The organism is Micropruina sp. (assembly GCF_047602385.1).
Lineage (GTDB): Bacteria > Actinomycetota > Actinomycetes > Propionibacteriales > Propionibacteriaceae > Micropruina.
The window spans coordinates 567320-588918 of record NZ_JASGHL010000002.1 but is presented as its reverse complement, the minus strand read 5'-3'; the positions used below and the strand labels follow the sequence as shown (position 1 = coordinate 588918).

The 21599-nt window shown below is 69.1% G+C and carries 21 protein-coding genes; 14 read left to right on the top strand and 7 right to left on the bottom strand.

Annotation, left to right across the window (positions count from 1 at the left end):
• Window positions 1-3: 3 nt before the first annotated feature.
• The 5 genes from QM711_RS07720 to QM711_RS07700 are packed head-to-tail and all read left to right on the top strand — an operon-like array spanning window position 4 to window position 4961.
• Window positions 4-786, top strand: a complete 783-nt coding sequence (locus QM711_RS07720) for an efflux RND transporter periplasmic adaptor subunit (RefSeq protein WP_415097941.1) — start codon at window positions 4-6, stop codon at window positions 784-786.
• Window positions 783-1727, top strand: a complete 945-nt coding sequence (locus tag QM711_RS07715) for an ABC transporter ATP-binding protein (protein ID WP_415097939.1) — start codon at window positions 783-785, stop codon at window positions 1725-1727. Before QM711_RS07720 ends, QM711_RS07715 begins: the two co-directional genes overlap by 4 nt.
• Complete coding sequence (locus QM711_RS07710; protein ID WP_415097937.1) at window positions 1724-2863, top strand: ABC transporter permease; 1140 nt, start codon at window positions 1724-1726, stop codon at window positions 2861-2863. Before QM711_RS07715 ends, QM711_RS07710 begins: the two co-directional genes overlap by 4 nt.
• A complete protein-coding gene (locus tag QM711_RS07705; protein ID WP_415097935.1) occupies window positions 2860-3978 on the top strand; it encodes an ABC transporter permease in 1119 nt (372 codons plus the stop codon). Before QM711_RS07710 ends, QM711_RS07705 begins: the two co-directional genes overlap by 4 nt.
• Window positions 3975-4961 (top strand): ATP-binding cassette domain-containing protein, encoded by a 987-nt coding sequence (locus QM711_RS07700; RefSeq protein ID WP_415097933.1) that lies wholly within the window; start codon window positions 3975-3977, stop codon window positions 4959-4961. The genes QM711_RS07705 and QM711_RS07700 overlap by 4 nt, the downstream gene beginning before the upstream one ends.
• Window positions 4962-5071: 110 nt before the next feature.
• On the opposite strand, the gene QM711_RS07695 is transcribed toward QM711_RS07700, so the two are convergent.
• Window positions 5072-5722, bottom strand: a complete 651-nt coding sequence (locus QM711_RS07695) for a hypothetical protein (RefSeq protein ID WP_415097931.1) — start codon at window positions 5720-5722, stop codon at window positions 5072-5074.
• Window positions 5723-5838: 116 nt separating this feature from the next.
• On the opposite strand from QM711_RS07695, the gene QM711_RS07690 reads away from it, so the two are divergent.
• From QM711_RS07690 to QM711_RS07675, 4 genes are all read left to right on the top strand, one after another.
• Entirely contained in the window at window positions 5839-6429 is a 591-nt protein-coding gene (locus QM711_RS07690; protein WP_415097929.1) for a type IV toxin-antitoxin system AbiEi family antitoxin domain-containing protein, read from the top strand.
• 95 nt (window positions 6430-6524) lie between these two features.
• On the top strand, window positions 6525-7388 hold the full coding sequence (locus QM711_RS07685) for a nucleotidyl transferase AbiEii/AbiGii toxin family protein (RefSeq protein ID WP_415097927.1): 864 nt from the start codon (window positions 6525-6527) through the stop codon (window positions 7386-7388).
• Between the two features lie 112 nt (window positions 7389-7500).
• A complete protein-coding gene (locus QM711_RS07680) occupies window positions 7501-7830 on the top strand; it encodes a hypothetical protein (RefSeq protein ID WP_415097925.1) in 330 nt (109 codons plus the stop codon).
• Window positions 7806-8261, top strand: coding sequence for a hypothetical protein (locus QM711_RS07675; protein ID WP_415097923.1), 456 nt, complete (start codon window positions 7806-7808; stop codon window positions 8259-8261). The genes QM711_RS07680 and QM711_RS07675 overlap by 25 nt, the downstream gene beginning before the upstream one ends.
• 18 nt (window positions 8262-8279) lie before the next feature.
• On the opposite strand, the gene QM711_RS07670 is transcribed toward QM711_RS07675, so the two are convergent.
• On the bottom strand, window positions 8280-8477 hold the full coding sequence (locus QM711_RS07670) for a hypothetical protein (RefSeq protein WP_415097921.1): 198 nt from the start codon (window positions 8475-8477) through the stop codon (window positions 8280-8282).
• Between the two features lie 178 nt (window positions 8478-8655).
• Here QM711_RS07670 and QM711_RS07665 point away from each other — a divergent pair, with 178 nt between their 5' ends.
• Window positions 8656-9552: an intradiol ring-cleavage dioxygenase gene (locus QM711_RS07665; protein ID WP_415097918.1), complete on the top strand. Its 897-nt coding sequence runs from the start codon at window positions 8656-8658 to the stop codon at window positions 9550-9552.
• Between the two features lie 12 nt (window positions 9553-9564).
• Here QM711_RS07665 and QM711_RS07660 read toward each other — a convergent pair whose 3' ends face one another.
• The gene (locus tag QM711_RS07660; RefSeq protein WP_415097916.1) at window positions 9565-10506 is read right to left on the bottom strand and encodes a phosphatase PAP2 family protein; all 942 of its coding nucleotides are present in this window, start codon (window positions 10504-10506) and stop codon (window positions 9565-9567) included.
• A gap of 293 nt (window positions 10507-10799) precedes the next feature.
• Between QM711_RS07660 and QM711_RS07655 the strand changes: the two genes are divergently transcribed.
• Window positions 10800-11591: a maleylpyruvate isomerase family mycothiol-dependent enzyme gene (locus QM711_RS07655; RefSeq protein ID WP_415097914.1), complete on the top strand. Its 792-nt coding sequence runs from the start codon at window positions 10800-10802 to the stop codon at window positions 11589-11591.
• Between the two features lie 63 nt (window positions 11592-11654).
• Here QM711_RS07655 and QM711_RS07650 read toward each other — a convergent pair whose 3' ends face one another.
• Complete coding sequence (locus QM711_RS07650) at window positions 11655-14276, bottom strand: hypothetical protein (protein ID WP_415097912.1); 2622 nt, start codon at window positions 14274-14276, stop codon at window positions 11655-11657.
• A gap of 89 nt (window positions 14277-14365) precedes the next feature.
• The gene (locus QM711_RS07645; RefSeq protein ID WP_415097910.1) at window positions 14366-15127 is read right to left on the bottom strand and encodes a FadR/GntR family transcriptional regulator; all 762 of its coding nucleotides are present in this window, start codon (window positions 15125-15127) and stop codon (window positions 14366-14368) included.
• Window positions 15128-15210: 83 nt separating this feature from the next.
• On the opposite strand from QM711_RS07645, the gene QM711_RS07640 reads away from it, so the two are divergent.
• From QM711_RS07640 to QM711_RS07630, 3 genes are read left to right on the top strand one after another with little or no spacing between them, the layout of a single operon-like run.
• Complete coding sequence (locus QM711_RS07640; protein ID WP_415097908.1) at window positions 15211-18048, top strand: FAD-binding and (Fe-S)-binding domain-containing protein; 2838 nt, start codon at window positions 15211-15213, stop codon at window positions 18046-18048.
• Between the two features lie 38 nt (window positions 18049-18086).
• Window positions 18087-19775 carry an L-lactate permease gene (locus QM711_RS07635; RefSeq protein ID WP_415097906.1) on the top strand — a complete coding sequence of 563 codons (1689 nt, stop codon included), beginning with the start codon at window positions 18087-18089 and terminating at the stop codon, window positions 19773-19775.
• A 41-nt stretch (window positions 19776-19816) separates the two neighbouring features.
• Complete coding sequence (locus tag QM711_RS07630; protein WP_415097904.1) at window positions 19817-20296, top strand: YbaK/EbsC family protein; 480 nt, start codon at window positions 19817-19819, stop codon at window positions 20294-20296.
• 16 nt (window positions 20297-20312) lie between these two features.
• Here the strand turns inward: QM711_RS07630 and QM711_RS07625 are convergent, their stop codons facing one another.
• Window positions 20313-20687, bottom strand: a complete 375-nt coding sequence (locus QM711_RS07625; RefSeq protein ID WP_415097902.1) for a VOC family protein — start codon at window positions 20685-20687, stop codon at window positions 20313-20315.
• Window positions 20688-20711: 24 nt separating this feature from the next.
• The gene (locus QM711_RS07620) at window positions 20712-21512 is read right to left on the bottom strand and encodes a methyltransferase domain-containing protein (RefSeq protein WP_415097900.1); all 801 of its coding nucleotides are present in this window, start codon (window positions 21510-21512) and stop codon (window positions 20712-20714) included.
• Between the last annotated feature and the right edge of the window lie 87 nt (window positions 21513-21599).

Here is a 21599-nt window from a genome sequence, read left to right as displayed (position 1 = left end):
CCCATGAAGCACAAGCGTCCGCCGATCCCGGTGCTCATCGTCGTCGTCCTGCTGCTGGCCGGCCTCGGCGGCTGGTGGTGGTGGAGCGCGACCCGTCCGGCGCCGGCGACCGGGCTGGTGCTGAGCGGTCAGGTGGAGACCACCGAGATCGCCGTCGCCCCGGCGATGGCCGGCCGGATCACCTCGCTGAAGGTGGCCGAGGGGGACCGGGTGACCAAGGGCCAGGTGCTCGTCCAACTCGACACCGCCGCACTGAAGCTGCAACGCAGCCAGGCCCAGCAGGGGGTCAAGGCGGCGAAGGCGGCGCTCACCAACGCCCAGGACGACGACGATGCCACCAAGGCCGACGTGACTGCGGCCCGGGCCCGGCTGGCCCAGGCGGAGGCCGCGGTGAAGCTGGCGGACGTCCAACTCGGCTTCGCCAGCGTCAAGGCACCCACTGCCGGCACCGTGGTCAACGTGGTCGGTAACGCCGGGGCGAACGCGGCTCCCGGGCGCACCCTGCTGACCATGACCGATCCGGGCGACCTGTTCGTCCGGGTCTTCGTCCCCGAGCCGAGCATCGGCAAGGTCGCGGTCGGGAACAAGGCAACCATCACCACCAACTCCAGCACCCAGAGCTTCACCGGCACCGTGTCCTTCGTCTCGGACGCCGCCGAGTTCACCCCGAACACCATCGACACCGCCGACCAGCGGACCAAGCTGGTGTTCGCCGTCCGGGTTCGCGTCGAGGACTCCTCCGGCATCCTCAAGTCCGGCATGCCGGTGGACGTCCAACTGTCATGAGCACCCAGCCCGGGGCCGTCGCGGCGATCGAGGCGTCCGGTCTGCGCCGGACGTTCGGCGACGTGGTGGCCGTCGACGGCGTCGATCTCGACGTGCCGTCCGGTGCCGTACTCGGTCTGCTCGGACCGGACGGCGCCGGCAAGTCGACGCTGATCCGGATGCTCGCCACCGTGCTCCGGCCCGACTCCGGGGACGCCCGCGTCCAGGGCTTCTCGGTGACCAGGCAGGCGGCCAAGGTGACCCCGCGGATCGGCTACATGTCGCAGAAATTCGCGCTCTACCCGGACCTGAGCGTCGCCGAGAACATCGAGTTCTTCGCCCGGCTGCGCGGCGTGCCGCCGGCCGAACGCAAGCAGCGGGCGGACCAGTTGCTGACCGGCATGGGGCTGGCCGAGTTCGTCGACCGGCAGGCCGGGCGGCTCTCCGGCGGCATGAAGCAGAAGTTGTTCCTGGCCACCACGTTGATGCACCGACCCGAGGTGCTGCTGCTGGACGAACCGACCACCGGCGTCGACCCGGTGTCGCGGCGGGAGTTCTGGCGGATCCTGGCCGACCTGCACCGCTCCGGCACCACGGTGCTGGTGGCCACCCCGTACATGGACGAGGCCGAGCGGTGCACCGACGTGGTCTTCCTGGACGGCGGACGCGTCCGGCACCGTGGCAGCCCGGCCGAGATCAAGGCGCTGCTGCCCGGACGGCTGTTCGAGTTGCGCACCGCCGAGCCGCGGGCCGCGCTGGCGACGATCCAGCGGCTGCCGGGGGTGCTCGCCGCGCACCTGTACGGCGATCTGGTCCGGCTGCTCTTCGACGGGGACGCCGCCGCGGCGGAGGCGGCGCTGGCGGCAGCCGGGGTGACCGGCGACGTCCGGGCCGCCGCCGTCGACATGGAGACCGCCTTCGCGGTGCTGGCCGAACTCTCCCGCGAGGAGGCGGCCCGATGAACGCCTGGAACCGGATCGCCGCCCTGGTCGCCAAGGAGTTCCGGCATCTTGGACGCGACCGCCGCACCCTGGCGGTGGTGCTGGCCCTGCCGGTGCTGCAGATGATCCTGTTCGCCTACGCGATCAGCTTCGACGTCAAGAACGTGTCGACCGTCGTCATCGACCAGGACCGGACGCCGGCCAGCGCCGCCTACCTGCGCAGCTACGCCAGCTCGGACTTCTTCCACGTCGTCGGCACTGCCGGCAGCCTCGCCGACGTCGACCGGATCTTCGACCACAACGAGGCGCGGATCGCGGTGCTGGTGCCGCCCGGCTTCGGCCGCAGCCTGGCCGCCGGTGAGAAGGCCACCGTCGCGGTCTACCTGGACGGCAGCGAACCCACCGCGGCGCGGGTCGGCCAGGCGTTCGCCACCGCGCTCAACCAGTCCTACGGGCAGAAGGTGGCGATCGAGTGGGCGGACGCCCAGGGCGTGGACGTGACCGCCGCCGGCCAACTCGAACCCCGCGTCCGGACCTGGTACAACCCGGAACGCCGCAGCTCGGACTTCCTGATCCCAGGGCTGATGGTGGTGATCATCATGGTGGTCGCCGTCCAGCAGACCGCGGTCAGCCTGGTCCGGGAACGGGAACAGGGCACCGACGAACAGCTGGCGATCAGTCCATTGGCCGGCTGGGAGATGATGATCGGCAAGCTGGCGCCGTGGACGCTGCTCGCGTTCGGCGAACTCGCCGCGATCACCGCGGTCGGGATGGCGTTCTTCGCGTTGCCGCTGCGGGGCAGTCTCGGGGTGCTGGCGCTCGGCGCGGGCCTGTTCGTGTTCTGTTCGCTCGGCCTCGGGTTGGTGATCTCGGCGGTGGCGCCGAGCCTGGAGAGCGCCAACATGCTCGGGTTGTTGTTGTCGATCCTGCCGGCGTTCGTGCTGTCCGGTTTCGCATTCCCGCTGAGTTCGGTGCCGGTGGTGCTGCAGTGGGTCAGCAGCCTGTTCCCGGCCCGGTTCATGGTCGACATCTCCCGCGGGGTGTTCCTGAAGGGCGCCGGCATCACCGAGCTCTGGCCCGAACTGGCGGCGCTGAGCATCTACGCGGTGGTCGTGATCGCGGTCGCCGTCATGCTCTCGTCAAGGAGGCGGCGATGAGCGGGCGCCGGATCAGGCTGTTGATGTGGAAGGAATTCCTGCAGCTGCGCCGGGATCCGCTGCTGCTGCGGCTGCTGTTCATCATGCCGATCATGCAGCTGATCCTGTTCGGCTACGTGGTGGCCGCCGACGTGAAGAACCTCAACACCGCGATCGTCGATCTCGACCGGACGTCGGTATCCCGGGCGCTGGAATCGCACTTCGAGGCGTCCGACTACTTCAAGGTCGTCGCGCACCCGGCCGAACCCGACCTGCAGCAGCTGATGGACACCGGCACGATCGCCATTGCGATCGTCATCCCCGAGGGCACCCAGGCGGCGCTGGACCGGGGCGAGACCGCGCCGATCGGCGTCGTGGTGGACGGCTCCGACAGCCAGGTGGCGTCCGTCGGGAGCGGCTATGCCGCCCAGATCATCGCCCGGTTCAATGCCGAGCGGATGAACGCCCAGGGCGTCGACCTGGCCGCGCCGGGTATCGACGCCCGCGTCAGGGTGATGTTCAATCCGACACTGGCTACGGTGAACACGATGATCCCCGGACTGGTGGCAGCGATCGTGATGCTGTCGATCATGGCCGTGATGGGCCAGGCGGTGGTCAAGGAGCGCGAACGCGGCACCCTGGAACAGATGTTCGTCACCCCGATCCGGCCCACCGAGTACCTGATCGGCAAGGTCACCCCCTATGCGCTGACGGCCACCGTGCAGCTGTGCCTGGTCGCCTTCGTCGGCATCTTCTGGTTCGGCGTCCCGTTCGCCGGCCAGATCTCGGTGGTGGCCGCCGGGCTGGCGCTGTTCATGCTCACCTCGATCGGGCTGGGGCTGCTGATCTCACTGGTCTCGCACACCCGGCAGCAGGCCCAGCAGCTGATGATGCTGTTCATGCTGCCGAGCTTCGTGCTGTCCGGTTTCATCTTCCCGATCGACTCGATGCCGGCCGCGATCGTGCCGCTGACCTGGTTCGTGCCACTCACCTGGGCGATCGAGATCCTGCGCGGCGCGTTCATCAAGGGCAGCGGATTCGAGGCGCTCGGTATGCAGTTCGGCGTGCTGGCGGTGTTCGCCGTGGTGATCTTCGGCGCCGCCGTCGCCGCGACCCGCAGGAGGCTGACCGAATGACCACCGATTCGCCGAGGCGGGCGGTGCCCGCGAGCCTGCATGGCACCGAGCCGAGCCCGGAGGCCGCCATCTCGGTGCGCGGGCTGACCAAACGCTTCGGCAGCTTCACCGCCGTGGACGGCATCGATTTCGACGTGCCGCGCGGCACCATCGTGGGCTTCCTCGGCCCGAACGGCTCGGGCAAGACCACCACCATCCGGATGCTCACCGGCACCAGCGCCGCGGACGCCGGGCAGGCACTCGTGCTCGGTGAGGACGTGCTGGCCCACCCCGAACGGATCAAGCACCGAATCGGCTACATGTCGCAGAAGTTCGCCCTGTTCGAGGACATGACGGTGGATGAGAATCTGCGGTTTTATGCTGGCGTCTACGACCTGAGCCCGCAACGGTTCGCCCAGCAGCGGGAGTACGTGCTGCAGATGGCCGACCTGCGCGGACGCGAGAACGAGCTCACCGCGAACCTGTCGGTCGGCTGGCGACAACGACTGGCGCTCGGTACCGCCACCATCCACGACCCCGAGCTGCTCTTCCTGGACGAGCCGACCGGCGGCGTCGATCCGGTGGCCAGACGGCAGTTCTGGGACCTGCTCTACGAGCTGGCCGGACGCGGCGTCACCCTTTTCGTCACCACCCACTACATGGACGAGGCCAGCCACTGCAATCAACTGGCCTTCATCTATCGCGGCGGCCTGATCGCCGAGGGGACGCCGGCCGCGATCCGCCACGACCTGCTCACCGAACGGGTTCTCGAGGTGCGGGTGACGGATGTGGACGGCGCACTGACCTGGTTGGAGAGTGCGCCGGGGGTCGAGGAGGCATACCTGTCCGGGGCGTCCCTGCACGCGGTGGTCGACCCGGACGCCGTGGCCGGCCTGGAGGAGCGGCTGCGGACGGCCGGCTTCGGCGACGCCGCCGTCCGACTGGTTGAGCCGACCCTGGAGGACGTCTTCGTCAACCTGGTGGCGCGGGCTGAGCAGGCGTGATGCTCCGCGCGAAACGCGAAGTGAGTCGAGGTGCCCGGGCTGAGATCGCGAACTGAACTGCTGCGCCGCATTGTCACGTTCGATGTCTCGCCATTCGAGTCGGCTCGGGTCTATCCGAAGTGGACATCGTCTTGTCGGTAGAGCAGGCGGTCATCGTCGAAGTCGAAGAGATCCTCTTGGGGCCACTCGTCGGGATCATTGCCCAGGAGTTCCTCAGAGGCCTGCACGAGAACGACTGCGCCGGTTGGCTGTAGCCCGTCCACTTGATCGAGAGCATCCCATCCGTCTGCGTGGGCGATCTGGTAAACCGCCTCGCCGACGTGCGTCACGTCGCCGGCGGTGCCCTCAGAATCGGCCTCGCCCCAGGAACGCCGACGGGACTCACGGGCGGCTTCCATCAGCGAGGCCTCGTTGGTGACCACATAATCAGTGCGTCGCAGGATTGTGACTCCAGCCACGGGGACTTCACCCAGGTCGTTGTCCGTCTCGTGGTCCTCCTCGTCGTCGACGAGTTCGTAGACGACCCCGAGCGGGAACGCCGTGCCTGTGTAGTCGAACTGCGCGTCGGCATAGGTCAGGAGGGACGGCAGCAGGTGGTTGCCCGCCACGAGGACCTTGTCAGCGTCCGTTACCTCTGCGGCAGCCGCGACATCAGAGACGTGGGTACGTATCGCGTCAACCAACACCTCAGCAGCCTGCCGAAGCCGATCCAGGCCGGTCGCTGTCCACGGGGCTACGTCGTCGCTCTCCCCCTGTTCCATGGGTTCAGATCCTATTGACACGCCGCAACACGGCAGGAGAATCGAGGTCGGGGTGGAGTAGCGGGATTTGGATAAAAACAGCACACAAGAGCGAGATATGTGTAAGGATTATATCCATGAAGGAGTTGGCTGAGTCGCTCCCGTCGACGTTCACCACGGAGACCTCGCGGGCGCACGGTGTGCATCCGCGGGACCTGTATGCGTGGCGAGACCAAGGACAGATCATCGAACTCTCCCGGGGGGTGTTCCGTCGAGCGGACGCGCCTCCGGCGTCGTACCCAGAGGCTATCGCCGTGGCACACCGTGCCCGTCGAGCCATCGTGTGCTGCATCTCGGCGGCGACGATCCACGATCTCACCGACGAGATGCCGACATCGGTGCAGATCGCTGTGCCCAAACGATCGCATACCCCGATGATCGCCTACCCAACAGTGACAGTGTTCCGCTTCGACGAGGCCACGTTCGACCTTGGGCTGACCTCGTTCGAGGCAGGGCCGGGGGAGTGGGTGCGCATCTACGATGCGGCAAGGACGGTGGTGGATCTGATGAGATTTCGGAAACGCTTTGGTGAACCGATCGCGCACGCAGCACTGCACCGCTACCTGACGGCGCCAGGCGCGCGGCCCGCGCTCCTGCTGGACTACGCAGACGCGCTGGGGACGTTCGGTCCTATGCGCGCTGCCCTCGATATTGCGAGTGCCCGATGAACCGCCCGACACGAGATAGTGCCGCAGGGCGCGCATACCTCGACCTGCAGAACCAGGCCCGCCGTCAGAAGCGAGGCACGCAAGAGTTCCTCACGATGTACGTTGTCGAGCGGTGGCTATCGCGGATGTCGCGCTCTGCGTACGCCGAGGACTTCATCTTGAAGGGCGGGATGCTGCTGGCTTCATTTGGCACTCGTCGCCCAACCGTCGATGCCGACGCGCTCGCCCGCAACATGGCCTCTGACGAGGAGACAGTCGCCCGCCGCGTCGCTGAGATCGCTGCGATCGAAGATCCCGGCGACGGAGTGGAGTTCCTGCCCGATACCGTCACAACCGCGCTGATACGTGAGGACGCCCTGTACTCGGGCGTGCGAGTGACGATGACTGCGCGGCTCGCCACTGCGGCGGTCAAGCTGCGCTTGGACATCAACTTTGGTGACCCCGTCACTCCGGCTCCCCGCACAGTCGACCTGCCGGCATTGCGACCAGATTCCCCGCCGATCCGAATCCTGGGATACCCGATCGAGACCGTGCCTGCGGAGAAGCTCGTCACAGCGATCGAGCTGGGAAGAGCGAGCACCCGCGTGCGTGATTTCGCTGACATCCATCTGCTGGCCGGCACTCAGGTTGTGCAAAGCGGCTCGCTCCGTGACGCGCTCACGGCAACCGCTGAGTTTCGAGGCACCGCCCTGATTCCGCTGGCACGCGCCGCTGAGGGGCTCGGAGAGCTACGCGACTCGACCTATGTCGCCTACCGGAAAGGCCTCGGTGAGGCGGGCGCAAGTCTCCCGTTGCGCTTCTGCGACACGGTGGCTGCCGTCGCGGCCTTCGTCGATCCGGTGCTTGGCGGGCTGGGAGATGAAGCTGTGTGGGATCCTGCGGGACGCGGATGGAGCTTCGAAGCGCCCATGATGGCTTCGGGGTCGACAGAATCCGATGCAGGTGGGCCGCGCCGGTGATGGTTACTGACGGCCGACTCAAGAAGCCCGAGATGGACAACGCCTTATGACTTCTGCATTCCACCGCCCCGCAGACCCCCCTCCTGGAGTCGGACCGCTACGCCACCGCCGCGTGGCCTGGGATCTGAATCCTGTGCTCACTGACGTGCTGAATACCCTCGGCGAGAAGACTCCGTTGGGGCAGGCGTTCAAAGACCGAGCCGTCGAGGTATCGATGGCGAAGGTGCTCGGCGACCCGGTCGACCATGCCGAGGCGTTGGTTGCGTATCGCCACTTGCTCGAGCAGGCTGACGGCGACGGGCTGCCCCTGACTGCCGCAGGTTACCTGAGGCCCGCCGACGTGCAAACCCTTGCTGCGGTGATGCCGACGATGCGCGACTGGATACACAAGATGCCCGCGAGATCGATGTGCGCCCTGTGCTCCACTTCCGCGAGTACGTGAAATCGATCGGTTTGCTGCGCAAGTACAAGGGATCGCTGCGACTCACGAGACTCGGACGAGTTGCTTTGAAGGACCCCAACGCGCTCTGGACGCACCTTGTCGACACGCTTGCTCCCGACGAGCAGTCCTTTCACACCGACGCGACCGTCGTCGTCCTTGTGCATATGGCGACCACGGAAGGCTCGATCGATGTCGGCGCGGTCACGCAGGCGCTGACCGCACTGGGTTGGTCGCACCGAGACGGCAGCCCGGTCAGTCAGGGTGAGGTCTACGTGGTCTGGAACGAACTCTGGGACGTGCTTGGCCAACATCGGCAAAGGCGAGAGCCATCGTTCGGATCGGATGCTGAGCCACGCTGCCCGCGTCATGGTGCACGAAGCGCTCTTCACAGAAGTGCCACCGCGATGACGAGCGAACCCACCTGCCAGTGACCGCAGTGAACGGGTCCTTCAGTCACCGTCTCGATCGACATCGACCGGTGCGATGTGCGGGGTCGAGTTGGTGGCGTTGCCGAGCGCGGCAAGGTAGTGGTCGAGTTGGTCATCATCGATCTCGACGTATCTGCCGGCGGCGAGGTCGGCGCAGCCATCGTCAATGGCGGCACGTAGTGCGGCGAGCTTCGCTCCTGACTGGGATCTTGTACGCACCCGTCGCGGAGAGCTGCCGGCCGAACACGCTGAGTTCGCGGCGGTCGTATGGCCCGAGCGGACGCCATCGACAACCCTGTTTGTCGCACAGCGGGCCCACAGAAGACACACAGCGCGCGTCCGGGTTGACCCGCGACGATGATCTGGACAGCTTGTACCCGTCCAGATCGGAACCACCATGACCGCTCATCGCACCGGCCCACCCAGCTACCAGGGACGTCCGCTCGCCCATCCAGATGAGGAGCTGGTCGACCAGGGTCTCCAGTTCGACATCGGCACCATGTTGAGCCGGCGGCGGATCTTCGGCCTGGCCGGCGTCGGTGCGCTGGGGCTGACCTTCGCCGCCTGCAGCACCGGTGCGTCCGCGTCGTCGAGCACGTCCGCGACCGCGTCCAGCTCCACCGGGCTCACCGAGATCCCGGACGAGACCAACGGTCCCTACCCGGCGGACGGCACCAACGGCCCGGACATTCTGGAGCAGAGCGGCGTGGTCCGCTCGGACATCACCCGCAGCTTCGGCACCAGCACCACCAAGGCCGAGGGTGTGCCGATGACGATGACCCTGACCATCCTCGACCTGGCGGGCGGCGGTGGAGCGTTCGCCGGCGTCGCCGTCTACGTCTGGCACTGCGACGCGGGCGGCAACTACTCGATGTACTCCCAAGGCCTGGAGAGCGAGAACTACCTGCGCGGCGTCCAGATCGCCGACTCGTCCGGCAAGGTCAGCTTCACCAGCATCTTCCCGGCCTGTTACTCCGGACGTTGGCCGCACGTCCACTTCGAGGTGTACCCGGACCAGGCCAGCATCGCCGATGCCGACAAGCGGATCTGCACGTCGCAACTGGCGTTCCCCAAGGACGTCTGCGACACGGTCTACGCCACCGACCGGTACTCGGCGTCCCGAACGAACCTCGCCGCGGTCAGCCTGAGCACCGACAACGTCTTCGGCGAGGACGGCGCGGCGCATCAGATGGCGACGGTGACCGGTAGCGTCGACACCGGCTACCGGGTCGCGCTCACCGTGCCGATCGACACCAGCACCACACCGACCGGTGGTAGCGCGCCGCGCCGCTGACCGGCAGCTGGTTCAGCCCGGCGGCGCCGGCTCAGCAGCCTCGACACCGCCCGGTTCGACCCGTTCCCGGACGCGGGAAGTAGGCCGGGTGGCGTCCAGGAGCCGCAGCAGGACGCCGAAGCAGACGGCGGCGGTGCCCGCCAGGGCGGCGATGCCGCCCGCGTAGGCGATGACGGCGGTTGCCCGGTCAGCGCCGGACGCCGCAGCGTCCCGAACCAGGAAGCCGGCGGCCAGGGCGAGCAGCAGTCCGCAGCCGCCGAGCCCCACCAATACCGCCGAGGCGATGCCGGGGGAGTGCCGGACGTCGCGGTGCCGTCCGCTGCGCTCGGCGACCCGGATCGCCGCGACCGCGAGACAGCCCCAGCCGCAGCTGACCAGGACAGCGGCGATCACGTCCGAGGGCCGGTGCCACTGGTTGACCAGCGTGGCCAGGCCGTACGCCGATACCGCCAGCATGCCGATTGCAGCGGTCAGTGCGCGCAGTACCGGCGGCACCACCAGAACCAGCCCGACCAGCGCGGATGCGGCCACCGTCGTGTGCCCGGAGGGCAGCGTGTTGGTGCCGTTCCAGCTACCCAGGCTCAGCAGGTCGTCGCGTTCGAAGATCCGGTACTTGAGCAGCTGGGTGCTGACGTTTGCCCCGCCGACGGCCGCCGCGGCGGCCAGGCCGGCGACCAGGCGTCCACGGGCCAATCCGATCGCCAGTACCACCAGGATGACCGCGGCGACCATCGGCACCGAGACGGTGGCCAGCAATTGGTCTGCCTGGTCGTTCACGCGGGAGGCGCCGACATGCGAGCCGGCCATCGCCAGCGCCTCGAGCACCTGCCCGGGGCGCGTGGTCACGAACGCCCACCAGGTCAGCACGGTCAGCAGCCCCGCCGCAATGGCGGCCGCCAGCGGTGCGGCGATACCGGGCAGCGGTCGCTCATCGGCCGGGGCGGGATGGATCACGTCCCTATGGTTTCAGGCCCAACCAACCTTGGACGCCAGGGGCGCTACTCCGCCACGAGCCGGGCGATCACCCGCGGTTCGGGCGATCGCTGCGCGGGCAGGGTGGGGACGACGGTGGCCAACCCGGTGATCACCAGGCCGCCGGCCACGACCACCTCGGGGTGGGGGCCAGCATCGTGCGATAGGCCAGGCGCACCGCCGCGTCGTCGTCCACGACGAGCACCCGGACCGGGGAATCCACGCCCGCAGGCTATCCCGACCGCGTCCGGCTGGGCGTGACGTATGGTCAGGGGATGATCGACCACACCCAGCTGATCCGGACGGAGACTGCGCGCTTCGCCGAGGCGGTGAGCGCCGCCGACCCGGCGGCCACCGTTCCGACCTGTCCGGACTGGACGGCCGCCGACCTGGCCTGGCACCTGACCGAGGTGCATGCCTTCTGGGCCAGGATCCTCGACTCCGGGGCACTTTCCGACGAGGACTCCGAGGCGGTCGAGGCCGACAAGCCGCCGCGTCCGGACGACCTGACGGCCACCCTGGCGCTGTTGGACGCCGAAACCGTGGCGCTGACCGAGCAGCTCGACAAGCGGGTCGACGAGCAGCCCGCCTGGTCCTGGTTCGCCACCGACCAAACCGTCGGTTTCACCCGCCGGATGCAGTTGCATGAGGCCGTCATGCACCGGATCGACGCCGAGTTGGTGGCCGGACGTCCGGTCACCCCGATCGATCCGGAGGTGGCCGTGGACGGGGTGCTGCACGCCGTCGACGTGATGTTCGCCTGGTGGGGCACCCTGCCCGGCTTCGAGTTCGTGCCCTCCGACGGGGTGGTGGCACTCACCCTGACCGACGTCGAACGGACTGTGCTGCTGCGACCCGGTCGGTGGCGCGGCGTCGGCCAGTCGGGCAAGAGCTATGACGAGCCGGGCATCCTGCGGATCACCGACCTACCGCCCACCGCGGGGTTCGCGGGCAACGCAGAAGAGATCGACCGCTGGTTGTGGGGACGCGGCCCCGAGCCCGAGTCCGACGGCGACACAGTGGCGCTGGACGCCGTCCGAGGTGTTCAGGCGGCCGGCATCCAGTAGCCCTACTCGCCGGAGGGCCTCGTTGGTCGAGCGTGTCGAGACCCGACTCGATCAGCGAAACTGCTAGTCGCGCGGCACTTGCCGGAGTTGCGCGTAGGGACGCGGGGCGCCCGCCCGCAGCACGTCCGGGTGGGCCGCGCCAGCCCGCGCGGGATCGAGCAAAGCCTCCACCTCGTCGAAGAACGCCGGAGCCGCCGGGCGGTACCACTCGACGGCCGGATCGGGTGCGCCCGGAGCCGCGGCGGGCGGGTTCGGGTCGGCCTGCCCGGCCAACTGGCCGGTGAGGGCGTCCAGCACCGACTGCGGCGGCGTCCCCGGCTGGTCCGGGACCAGCGCCGCATAAGTGGGCTCGCGCAGCGAGACCCGGAGCCGGTCCGAGAAGCCGGCCAGGCTTTCCGCGGCCACCCGCAGCCGCAGCCACTGCTGCCGTTGCCATTGGGCATCGCTGGCGAACCGGCGCCGCAGCCGCATCCCGGCGACCACTCCGCGCAGGGCCAGCGAAGCGACATCGTCCCTGGTCATGAACAGGTTGTTGCCGCCCTCGTAGCCGCGCTGCCGGACGACCGCGATCCGGGCCTGGAAGGCCGGCATCGACAGCTGCGCGGTATCCCGCCACTGCAGACCGGTGCCCAGCACGGCGCCGACAAAGCTGCTCATCGCCCGCCGCATCGGGCTGCCGAGCGTCTTGGCCGCCCCGGCATCGCCGAGCAGGTACACGTCCTGATGCCCGGCGCCGGCCGGATGGCTGCCCAGGTCGATGCCGACGGTCGGCCACAGCGGTAGCGGTGAGTCGAACAGGTGGATCGGGAAGTTGGACGTGACGCCGCCGTCGGTGAGCCACAGCTCCTGGGCGACCTCGTTGACGCCGTCCGCACCCGGCCAGCGCAGTTCGGACGCGCCGTGCGCAACCCGGGCGCCGAACTCGGTCCGCACCGGCGCCGAGCCCTCGCGCAGTTCGTAGAGCCGGACGGCCTGGAACAGTGCCGGCAACGCCAGCGACGCCCGGGTGGCGAAGACCACCGGAAGATCCCAGGGCTGCGGGAACGGGTACAGGACGACGTCGGCGCCAGTGGCCAGCGAACGGACCCGGCGCGGCGCCGAGCCCGCGATCATCGCCGCGACCACCCGGTCGGGGAGCAGGCCGGTCAGGTCCGCCGGATCGAACCAGAGCTGGTCGGCGGCCGATTCGGCGGCCGGCAGCGGGAACCGGTACGGCGCCCGGCGGACCAGCTCGGTGCTCATCAACTCGAGGTTGATCGAGCGCAGCCGTGAGTTGTCGGCTGCCCGGCGTCCACTGCCGTCCGGATCGCCGGGGGAGTAGTCGCCCCCCGACCAGAGGTGGCCGAAGCGCAGTACCTCATCGGCGCCCAGCCCGCCGAGGTCCGCCAGGGCGGTGGTCAGCCAGTCGGTCAGGTTCGCCCCGACCGTGGTGGGCGGCAGGATGCCGGCAGCGCTGTCGAACAGCCGGGCCAGCCGTCCCCGCCAGGTGGTGTCGTCGGCGGCGGCCCCGGAGCCGCCGATCAGTCCGAAGCGGTGGTCCTTGGCGGTGGTCGAGAACATCGCGATGCCGACACCGAAACCGACCAGCACGAAGGCCATCTCGGCCACCAGGAACACCACGGTGAGCAACAGGCCCCGCCAGCCCAGGGCATACAGCGCGGTCAGCACCCAGGTCAGCGCAGCCACGATGGTGATCGTCAGGGTGCGCAGCCAGGGCCGCGGTTCGACCGGCGGCGGTGGCATCGGAATCGGTTCCTCGAACCCGCTGGGCGGGGCGTCCGGCGTCCGCTGCGGCCTGGTCAACCACAGCGCGACCAGGGGAATCACCCAGCCGAAGGCCAGCCACAGCAGCAGTACCGACCAGCCGTAGTTGCCGGGGCTCCACCAGCCCCCGCCCCAGCGCCAGCCGGCGGCCGCGGACAGCCCGAGTGGAGCGAGCACGAACGGGACCAGGGTGAGTGCCAGCGCCTTGACGTCGAGGCTGAACAGCAGCAGCAGGGCACCGCGTACGTATTGATGGCGCATCCCGGCGGCCAGCACCCGGAACAGCGGCAACCCGGCCAGGGTAGGTTTGAACAGCTGCACCAGCCGGAACTCTTCCGCCGCCTGCGGACGGTCCCGCTGGGTCAGCCAGGAGATCACGTCGGCCAGTCCGGCGAAGCCCTGGCGCAACCGACCTTGGGCGATTTGCTCGGTGCCGAGCATGTCGTTGCGGATCGCCCCGGACGCCCGCCGCGTCCGGCCGAGCTCGGCGGCGGCGGCCAGTGAGGCGGCGATCGCGCCCGCGGAGGCGCCGCCCAGGTTGCGGAACCGGAAGTGCCGGGCCAGCTCACACAGCGCCAGCGGATAGATGACCCCGCTGGTGGTGCCGCCCTTCATCGTCACGTCGAGGCTGCGCCGGCAGTACTCCTGCTGTTCGGCGGTGAACGGCGTGGTCGAGCGATCGGCGTCCAGAACCTGTCCCGGGGTGTCGTGCAGCCGGGAGCCGGGCAGGGCGTCGGCGAGGTCGTATGCGTCCGGCTGTTGCAGCGGCGGCTGGGCCTGCGGATGGTGCCACAGCCAGCCGTCCGGCTCGTCGATGGTGTAGCCGGGATAGTCGACCAAATCGGCCGGACGGTCGTGGTGTCCCTGCGTGAGAACCCTGGACAGCACGTCGATCGCGGCGTCATTGCGTGGTACGGGCATGGCTCCTCCAACCGTTGGCACGGAACATCGATAGGTGCACCGCGCGCCCTGCGGAAATACTGCTCCCGTTCGGCGGGTCTGCCCAAGCCTCAGCGCTGGTTGTCGGCGAGCTCTCCCCAGCCGAGCATGTCGTTGGCGCTGCGCAAGTGCTCTTCCACGGCGTCCGCCGCGCGCTGCTGATCGCGGCTGGAGATCGCGTCGTAGATTGCCCGGTGCTGAGCGCGAAGCGCGTCCGACAGCTGCTTCCAGTCGCCATGGTCGCGGAACGAGTCCAGCACCATCGACCGCATCGAATGCCTGATGGCGGTGGTCATCTCGGTGATCAGCGAGTTGTGGGCGGCTTCAGCCATCGCCACGTGGAAGTCGGTGTCGAGTTCGTTGAACGCGGCCATATCGGAGGTCTCGGCGTCCATCGCGTCCAGCAGGTTCGCCATCGTGGCGAGGTCGTCGGCGGAGGCCTGCCGCGCGGCCAGCCGGGCACTCCAGCGCTCCAGCATGATCCGGGTCTCCACCACGTCGGCGATCGGGAAGTTGGCCAGCGCCATGTGCAGCCGCAGGAACTGGGTCAGCGCCTTGCTGGGCATCGAGGTCAGGAAGGTGCCGCTGTCGGGACCCACCCCGACCCCTGACCGCACCACGCCCTGGGCCTCCATCGCACGCATCGCCTCGCGCACGGCCGCGCGGCTGACGCCGAGTTTGGCGGCCAGGTCGCGTTCGGCGGGCAGCTGATCTCCGACGTGCAGCGCTCCGGCCAGGATCTGATCCTCGATCTGCCGGATCACCAACTCGTAGGCCCGGGTCCTCGGGATCTGCTGCCACTCGACCCGCGCGGGGTCGTTCCTCGCTGCCACCGCCGCAGTATGTCAGCTCTTCTTGACATCTGACCATCGTTGATCTTACTTTTCTATGGTCAGACCGTTGCAAAGGAGCGACCATGGTCGATGGCACTCTCGTGCAGGCACTGCGACGAGCCATCGGGGACGACCAGGTGACCGACCGGCCGATCGATCTCTCCCGCTTCGCTCACGACGCCTCCCACTACCTGGTCCGCCCGCAGGCCGTGGTGCTGGCCACCGGTACCCCCGATGTCGCGCAGGCGGTGGCCGTCGCCCGCGCGCACGGTGTCGGCGTCACCTTCCGCTCCGGCGGCACCTCGCTGTCCGGCCAGGCGGTGAGCTCGGGCGTGTTGATCGACACCAGGCGGGGCTTCCGCGACGTCGACGTACTGGACGGCGGGGCGCGGGTGCGCTGCCAGCCCGGGGCGACGGTGCGTGCGGTCAACGCGCGTCTGGCGGCCTACGGCCGCACTCTCGGACCCGACCCGGCCAGCGAGATCGCCTGCACGGTCGGCGGCGTGGTCGCCAACAACTCATCCGGCATGGCCTGCGGCACCACCCAGAACACCTATCGCACCCTGGCCGGGCTGGAGTTGGTGCTGCTCAGCGGCACCGTCATCGACACCGCGGCCGAGGACGCCGACAGCCACCTGAAGGCGTCCGAACCCCGGCTGTGGGAGGGTCTGGCCCGGCTGCGCGACCGGATTCGTGGCAACCACGACTCGGTGCTCCGGATCCGCCACCAGTTCTCGATGAAGAACACGATGGGCTACGGGATCAACTCGTTCCTGGACTTCGACGATCCGGTGCAGATCCTGGCTCATCTGATGGTCGGCTCCGAGGGGACGCTCGGCTTCATCGCCTCGGCCACCTTCGACACCGTGCCGCTGCTGCCGAAGGCGTCCACCGCGCTGCTGATCTTCGACACGATCGCCCAGGCCACCGATGCGCTGCCCGGCCTGGTGTCCGCCGGCGCCCGCACCGCCGAGCTGATGGACGCCGCCTCGCTGCGGGTGGCGCGGGCACTGCCGAACCCGCTGGACGTGCTGGTCGGCCTCGACGTCCGGCAGCACACCGCGCTGCTGGTCGAGGCCCAGGGACGCGATGCCGACCAACTCGCCGGTACCGTCGCCGACCTGAGCGTCGTGGTCTCGCGACTGGCCGGTCTCACCGCGGCCGGTCCGGTGGCCTTCTCGGCCGACCCCGTTGCCCGGGCCAGGGCCTGGCAGGTCCGCAAGGGCCTCTACACCGCTGTCGCCGGCGCTCGTCGTCCGGGCTCCACCGCGCTGCTCGAGGACATCGTGGTGCCGATGCCGGCGCTCACCGAAACCGTCCGCACTCTCGGCAAATTGTGCGCCGGCTACGGGTATCGCGACTCGGTGATCTTCGGCCACGCAAAGGACGCCAACCTGCACTTCATGATCGACCCCGACCTGCGCGACCCCAGGCAGGTGGAGGCGCTGGCCGCTTTCACCGACGAACTGGTCGACCTGGTCCTCGGTGTGGATGGCTCGCTGAAGGCCGAGCACGGGACCGGCCGGGCGATGGCGCCGTTCGTCGAGCGTCAGTACGGCCCCGAGTTGTACGACGTGATGCGCGAGGTGAAACGGCTGCTCGACCCGGACGGCGTGCTGAACCCCGGGGTGATCATCGCCACCGACCCGGCGGCACACCTCAGCGACCTGAAGCGGCCGGAACTGGTCGACCCCGCGGTCGACCGCTGCGTCGAGTGCGGGTACTGCGAGCCCAGCTGCCCGAGCAAGGACGTCACCACCACCCCGCGGCAACGGATCGCGCTGCTGCGCGATGTCGCCGCCGGGGTCCCCGGAATCGAGCCGGACTACTCCTATGCGGCGGTGCAGACCTGCGCCGCCGACTCGCTGTGCGTGCTGGCCTGCCCGGTCAGCATCGACACCGGCGTCTTCATGAAGCACAAACGCCAGGACGCCCAGCCCGCGGCCGCGCAGTGGATCGGCGTCGGGCTGGCGGAGCACTGGAAACCGACGCTGTCCAGCCTGCGAGCCGGTTTGACCGTGGCCGACAAGGTGCCCGGCGGGGTGCTGGCGGCCGTCACCGATGCCGTCCGGAAGGTGTTGCCGACCGACCTGGTGCCGAGTGCCGGCGACGACCTGCCCGGACCGGGCCGCTCCCGGGCGAAGCTGCCGGCCGGCACCGGACCTGCCGAGGTGGTCTTCTTCGCCTCCTGCATGGGCGAGCTCTTCGAGCCGTCCGGGGGTGCCGCCGAGCTCGGCCCGGCCCGGGCCTTCCTGGCGTTGTGTGAGCGGGCCGGCGTCGGCGTCCGGCTGCCCGACGACCTGCCGTCGCTGTGCTGCGGCACGGTGTGGCGCTCGAAGGGTCTGGTCGACGGCGCCGGAGCGATGGCCGTGCGGACCGCGGCGTCGCTGCTGTGGGCCAGTGAGGACGGCCGGCTCCCGGTGGTCTGCGAGGCCAGTTCGTGCACCCATGGGCTGCACAGCCTGCGTCACGATCTGGAGGTGGCCGGGGAGACCGAGTTGGCCGGCCGGATCGCCGCCCTGACCGTGCTGGACTCGTCGGCATTCGTCGACGAGCGGGTGCTGCCGGCGCTGGACGTGCCGCAACGGCTCGGCCGGGTGGTGCTGCATCCGACCTGCTCGGATCGCCATGCCGGCGACGTCGAGCATCTGCGCCATCTTGCGGCCGCCTGCGCCGACGAGGTGGTGATCCCGTTCGATGCCGGCTGTTGCGCCTTCGCTGGCGACCGCGGCCTGCTGCACCCGGAGCTGACCGCGTCCGCCACTGCCCGTGAGGCGGCCGAGGTGCGATCCGGCGACTTCGACGCCTATCTGTCCTCGAATCGCACCTGCGAACTCGGGATGAGCCGGGCTACCGGCCAGAGCTACCGGCACGCCATCGAGCTGCTGGAAGAACTCACCCGACCCCTTTCTGTCCGCTGAGACACCGTCGTCCATCACGCCAGACACAGGAGAAACCGATGAACTACACACCACAGATCTCACCGCTCGGCCCGTTATGGCTGTCCGCCGTGGTCGGGCTGCTTCCGCTGATCACCATCTTCGTCACCCTCGGCTGGCTGCGCTGGAAGGCGCATTGGGCCGGCCTCACGGCGCTGGCGGTCGCCGTGCTGGTCGCCGTCTTCGCGTGGCGGATGCCACCCGTGCTCGCGTTGCTGTCCGCCACCCAGGGCGCCGTGTTCGGGCTCTTCCCGATCATGTGGATCGTCTTCACCGCGATCGCGCTCTACCAGATCACCGTTGTCAGCGGCCGGTTCGAGGACCTGCGCGGGGTCTTCGCGCTGGTCAGCGACGATCCCCGGGTGCAGGCGATGCTGATCGCGTTCTGCTTCGGCGGCCTGCTCGAGGCGTTGGCCGGCTTCGGTGCCCCGGTGGCGATCACCGGCGTGATGCTGATGGCGATCGGCTTCTCGGCGTTGCGGGCCGCGGTCGTGGTCCTGGTGGCCAACACGGCGCCGGTGGCCTTCGGGGCGATCGCGATCCCGATCATCACCGCCGGCAACCTGACCAAGATTCCCTACCAGCAGATCGGTGCCTACGTCGGGCACCAGACCCCGATCCTGGCCGCGTTCGTCCCACTCATCCTGGTGCTGCTCGCCGATGGCAAGCGCGGCATGAAGCAGCTCTGGCCGGTCGCCCTGGTCACCGGTTTGGCCTTCGCCGTCGCTCAGTGGGTCTCTGCCACCTGGCTGTCGGTCGAACTGACCGACATCATCGCTTCGCTGGTCGGCCTGGCCGCCGCCGTCGGCTTCCTGAAGTTCTGGAAGCCGGTTGGTGCCGCGGATGCGCTGGCCACCCTGCACGCCGACCGGGACGCCGAACTGGCGTCGATGACCGACAAGGAGCGCGCCGCACTGCCGAGGCTGCATGACGCCAAGAGCACCGGACGCCTCGACGGCGGCCGGATCTTCATGGCGCTCTTCCCCTACCTGCTGGTGATCGCGGTGTTCTCGGTGACCAAGCTGGTCGATCCGGTCAAGAACTGGATGGCGTCCACCGACCTGAAGATTCGCTGGCCGGGGCTCGACGGCCACATCCTGACCGCGTCCGGACAGCCCAGCGCCTCGACGATCTACAACTTCCAGTGGCTATCCTCGCCAGGCACCTCGCTGCTGATCTCGATGTTCATCGTCGCGCTGGTCTACCGGGTCTCCGCCGGGGCGGTGTTCGGCGAACTGTGGGCGACGCTGGTCAAGCTGCGCTACTCGATCCTGACGGTGGCCTCGGTGCTGGCCCTGGCCTACGTGATGAACCTGTCCGGGCAGACCATCACCATCGGCACCTGGATCGCCGGCACCGGCGCCGCCTTCGCCTTCTTCTCGCCGGTCCTGGGCTGGATCGGCACTGCCGTGACCGGCTCGGACACGTCCGCGAACGCACTGTTCAGCACCCTGCAGCAGACGGCCGGGCACCAGGCCGGAATCGACCCGACGCTGCTGGTCGCCGCCAACACCTCCGGCGGCGTGGTCGGCAAGATGATCAGCCCGCAGAACCTGACCATCGCGGCGACCGCGGTCGGCCTGCTGGGCCGGGAGTCCGACATCCTGCGCAAGGTGCTGTGGTGGAGCGTCGGCATGCTGGTGGTGTTGTGCCTGCTGATCGGCCTGCAGTCCACGGCCGTGCTGAGCTGGATGCTGCCGCACTTCTGAGCCTGCCGGTTCGATGGGCGGTTCTGGGGCAGGATGGGCGCATGACCTCCGACCTGCCCGAGGGTGCCCGACGCGTCTCCGATCGACTGGCCGAGCTCGGCCATCCGCATGCCCCGCAGTTGCTGGCCGACTCGGCGCGGACGGCCCAGGACGCCGCCGACGCCCTGGGCGTCGAACTCGGCCAGATCGTGAAGAGCATCATCTTCCGGCGGCGTGCCGATGACGCCGCCGTGCTGGTGATGACCTCCGGAGACCGCCGGGTGGACGAGATCAAGGTGGCGATGAAGGTCGGCGAGTTGGCCCGGGCGGACGCCGCCTTCGTCAAGGCGTCGACCGGATTCTCGATCGGCGGAGTCTCACCGGTCGCGCATGCGACTCCGAGCGTGGAGCTGATCGACACCGAGCTGTTCCGGTTCGATGTGATCTGGGCCGCCGCGGGTCATCCGCACGCGGTGTTCCAACTCACCCCGGACGACCTGGTCCGGCTCACCGGGGCTCCGGTCGCCGACGTCACCGCTTGAGGAGCCGGCCTCGCACTCAGCCCTCGACCCACAGGCAGAACGGGTGCCCCGCGGGATCGATACAGACCCGGACGTCCGATTGCGGCTGATAGCTGGCCATCCGGGCACCACACTGACGGGCGTGCTGCAGCCCGGCCTGCAGGTCGTCCACCTGGATCTCCAAGTGGACCTGCATCTGTTGATCACCAGCCGCACCGGGCCACTTCGGCCGGGCATGATGCTTCTCCAGTTGGCAGGCGATGCCCACGCCGCCGTCGGGGTTGCGCACGGCCACCCAGCTCGGGTCGTCGGTCGGGCCCAGCGTCCAGCCGAGCAGCCGCGCGTAGAAGCGCGCCAGCGACACCGGATCGGCAGCACCCAATGTGACCGTGCTCAGACGGATTCCCTGCATGCGCACAACCTACTCACACCGCGATCAGACTTCGATCAGCAGTTCCCCGTGGACCAGGCTGAACCAGCCGTCGTCGCGGCCCGCCCAGTCGCGCCACGCGTCCGCGATCTCGGCCAGATCGGACGGCGTCGCCAGACCCGCGTCGAGCGCCCGCTCGGCGAAGGTCGACTTCAGGATGCGGTTGGCCCAGTCCAGTCCCCAGGCGGCCCGGGACGCCGGGTCGGCGTAGCACCAGGTGCTGGACGTTGCGATGAGCCGTTCGCAGCCGGCGGCCCGGGCCCAGCTGAGCAGCCGGCGTCCGGCGTCCGGTTCTCCACCATTGGCCCTAGCCACACCGCGATACAGGGCCAGCCAGCGGTCCAAGCCGGGGATCGTCGGGAACCAGATGAAGCCGGCGTAGTCGCCGTCCCGGACCGCGACCACCCCACCCGGACGACAGACCCGCACCATTTCGCGCAGCGCCTGGACCGGATCGGGCAGATGCTGCAGCACCTGATGGGCATGCACCACGTCGAAGCTGTCGTCGGGCAGGTCGAGGGCGTGGACGTCGCCGACCAGGTACTCCACGCCGGTGCCGCCCGCGGCTTCGACCCCGGCCCGGGTGACCGCGAGGATCTCGGCCGAGGTCTCCAGGGCGACGACCCGTCCGGGCGCGACCAGCCGGGCCAGGTCGGCGGTGATGCTGCCCGGCCCGCTGCCGACGTCGAGCAGGGACTGGCCGGGTCGCAGTCGGGGCAGCAGGTAGGCCGCGGAGTTGGCGGCGGTACGGGTGCCGTGCGAGCGCAGCACGCTCGCGGAATGTCCGTGGATGTAGCCCGGTGCCATGGCGCGTGACGCTACCACTCACCTGCCACTTCCAAGCTATAGCCCATGGGGGGTCTTGCCGCAAGGCCCCACCCAGGGGGCAGAATC

Coding starts and splice junctions, on each gene's coding strand:
- QM711_RS07640 (WP_415097908.1), top strand. CDS start 15,211: ATGGTCGATGGCACTCTCGTGCAGGCACTGCGACGAGCCATCGGGGAC.
- QM711_RS07700 (WP_415097933.1), top strand. CDS start 3,975: ATGACCACCGATTCGCCGAGGCGGGCGGTGCCCGCGAGCCTGCATGGC.
- QM711_RS07620 (WP_415097900.1), bottom strand. CDS start 21,512: ATGGCACCGGGCTACATCCACGGACATTCCGCGAGCGTGCTGCGCTCG.
- QM711_RS07720 (WP_415097941.1), top strand. CDS start 4: ATGAAGCACAAGCGTCCGCCGATCCCGGTGCTCATCGTCGTCGTCCTG.
- QM711_RS07630 (WP_415097904.1), top strand. CDS start 19,817: ATGACCTCCGACCTGCCCGAGGGTGCCCGACGCGTCTCCGATCGACTG.
- QM711_RS07695 (WP_415097931.1), bottom strand. CDS start 5,722: ATGGAACAGGGGGAGAGCGACGACGTAGCCCCGTGGACAGCGACCGGC.
- QM711_RS07625 (WP_415097902.1), bottom strand. CDS start 20,687: ATGCAGGGAATCCGTCTGAGCACGGTCACATTGGGTGCTGCCGATCCG.
- QM711_RS07690 (WP_415097929.1), top strand. CDS start 5,839: ATGAAGGAGTTGGCTGAGTCGCTCCCGTCGACGTTCACCACGGAGACC.
- QM711_RS07685 (WP_415097927.1), top strand. CDS start 6,525: ATGTACGTTGTCGAGCGGTGGCTATCGCGGATGTCGCGCTCTGCGTAC.
- QM711_RS07635 (WP_415097906.1), top strand. CDS start 18,087: ATGAACTACACACCACAGATCTCACCGCTCGGCCCGTTATGGCTGTCC.
- QM711_RS07655 (WP_415097914.1), top strand. CDS start 10,800: ATGATCGACCACACCCAGCTGATCCGGACGGAGACTGCGCGCTTCGCC.
- QM711_RS07710 (WP_415097937.1), top strand. CDS start 1,724: ATGAACGCCTGGAACCGGATCGCCGCCCTGGTCGCCAAGGAGTTCCGG.
- QM711_RS07665 (WP_415097918.1), top strand. CDS start 8,656: ATGACCGCTCATCGCACCGGCCCACCCAGCTACCAGGGACGTCCGCTC.
- QM711_RS07705 (WP_415097935.1), top strand. CDS start 2,860: ATGAGCGGGCGCCGGATCAGGCTGTTGATGTGGAAGGAATTCCTGCAG.
- QM711_RS07715 (WP_415097939.1), top strand. CDS start 783: ATGAGCACCCAGCCCGGGGCCGTCGCGGCGATCGAGGCGTCCGGTCTG.
- QM711_RS07650 (WP_415097912.1), bottom strand. CDS start 14,276: ATGCCCGTACCACGCAATGACGCCGCGATCGACGTGCTGTCCAGGGTT.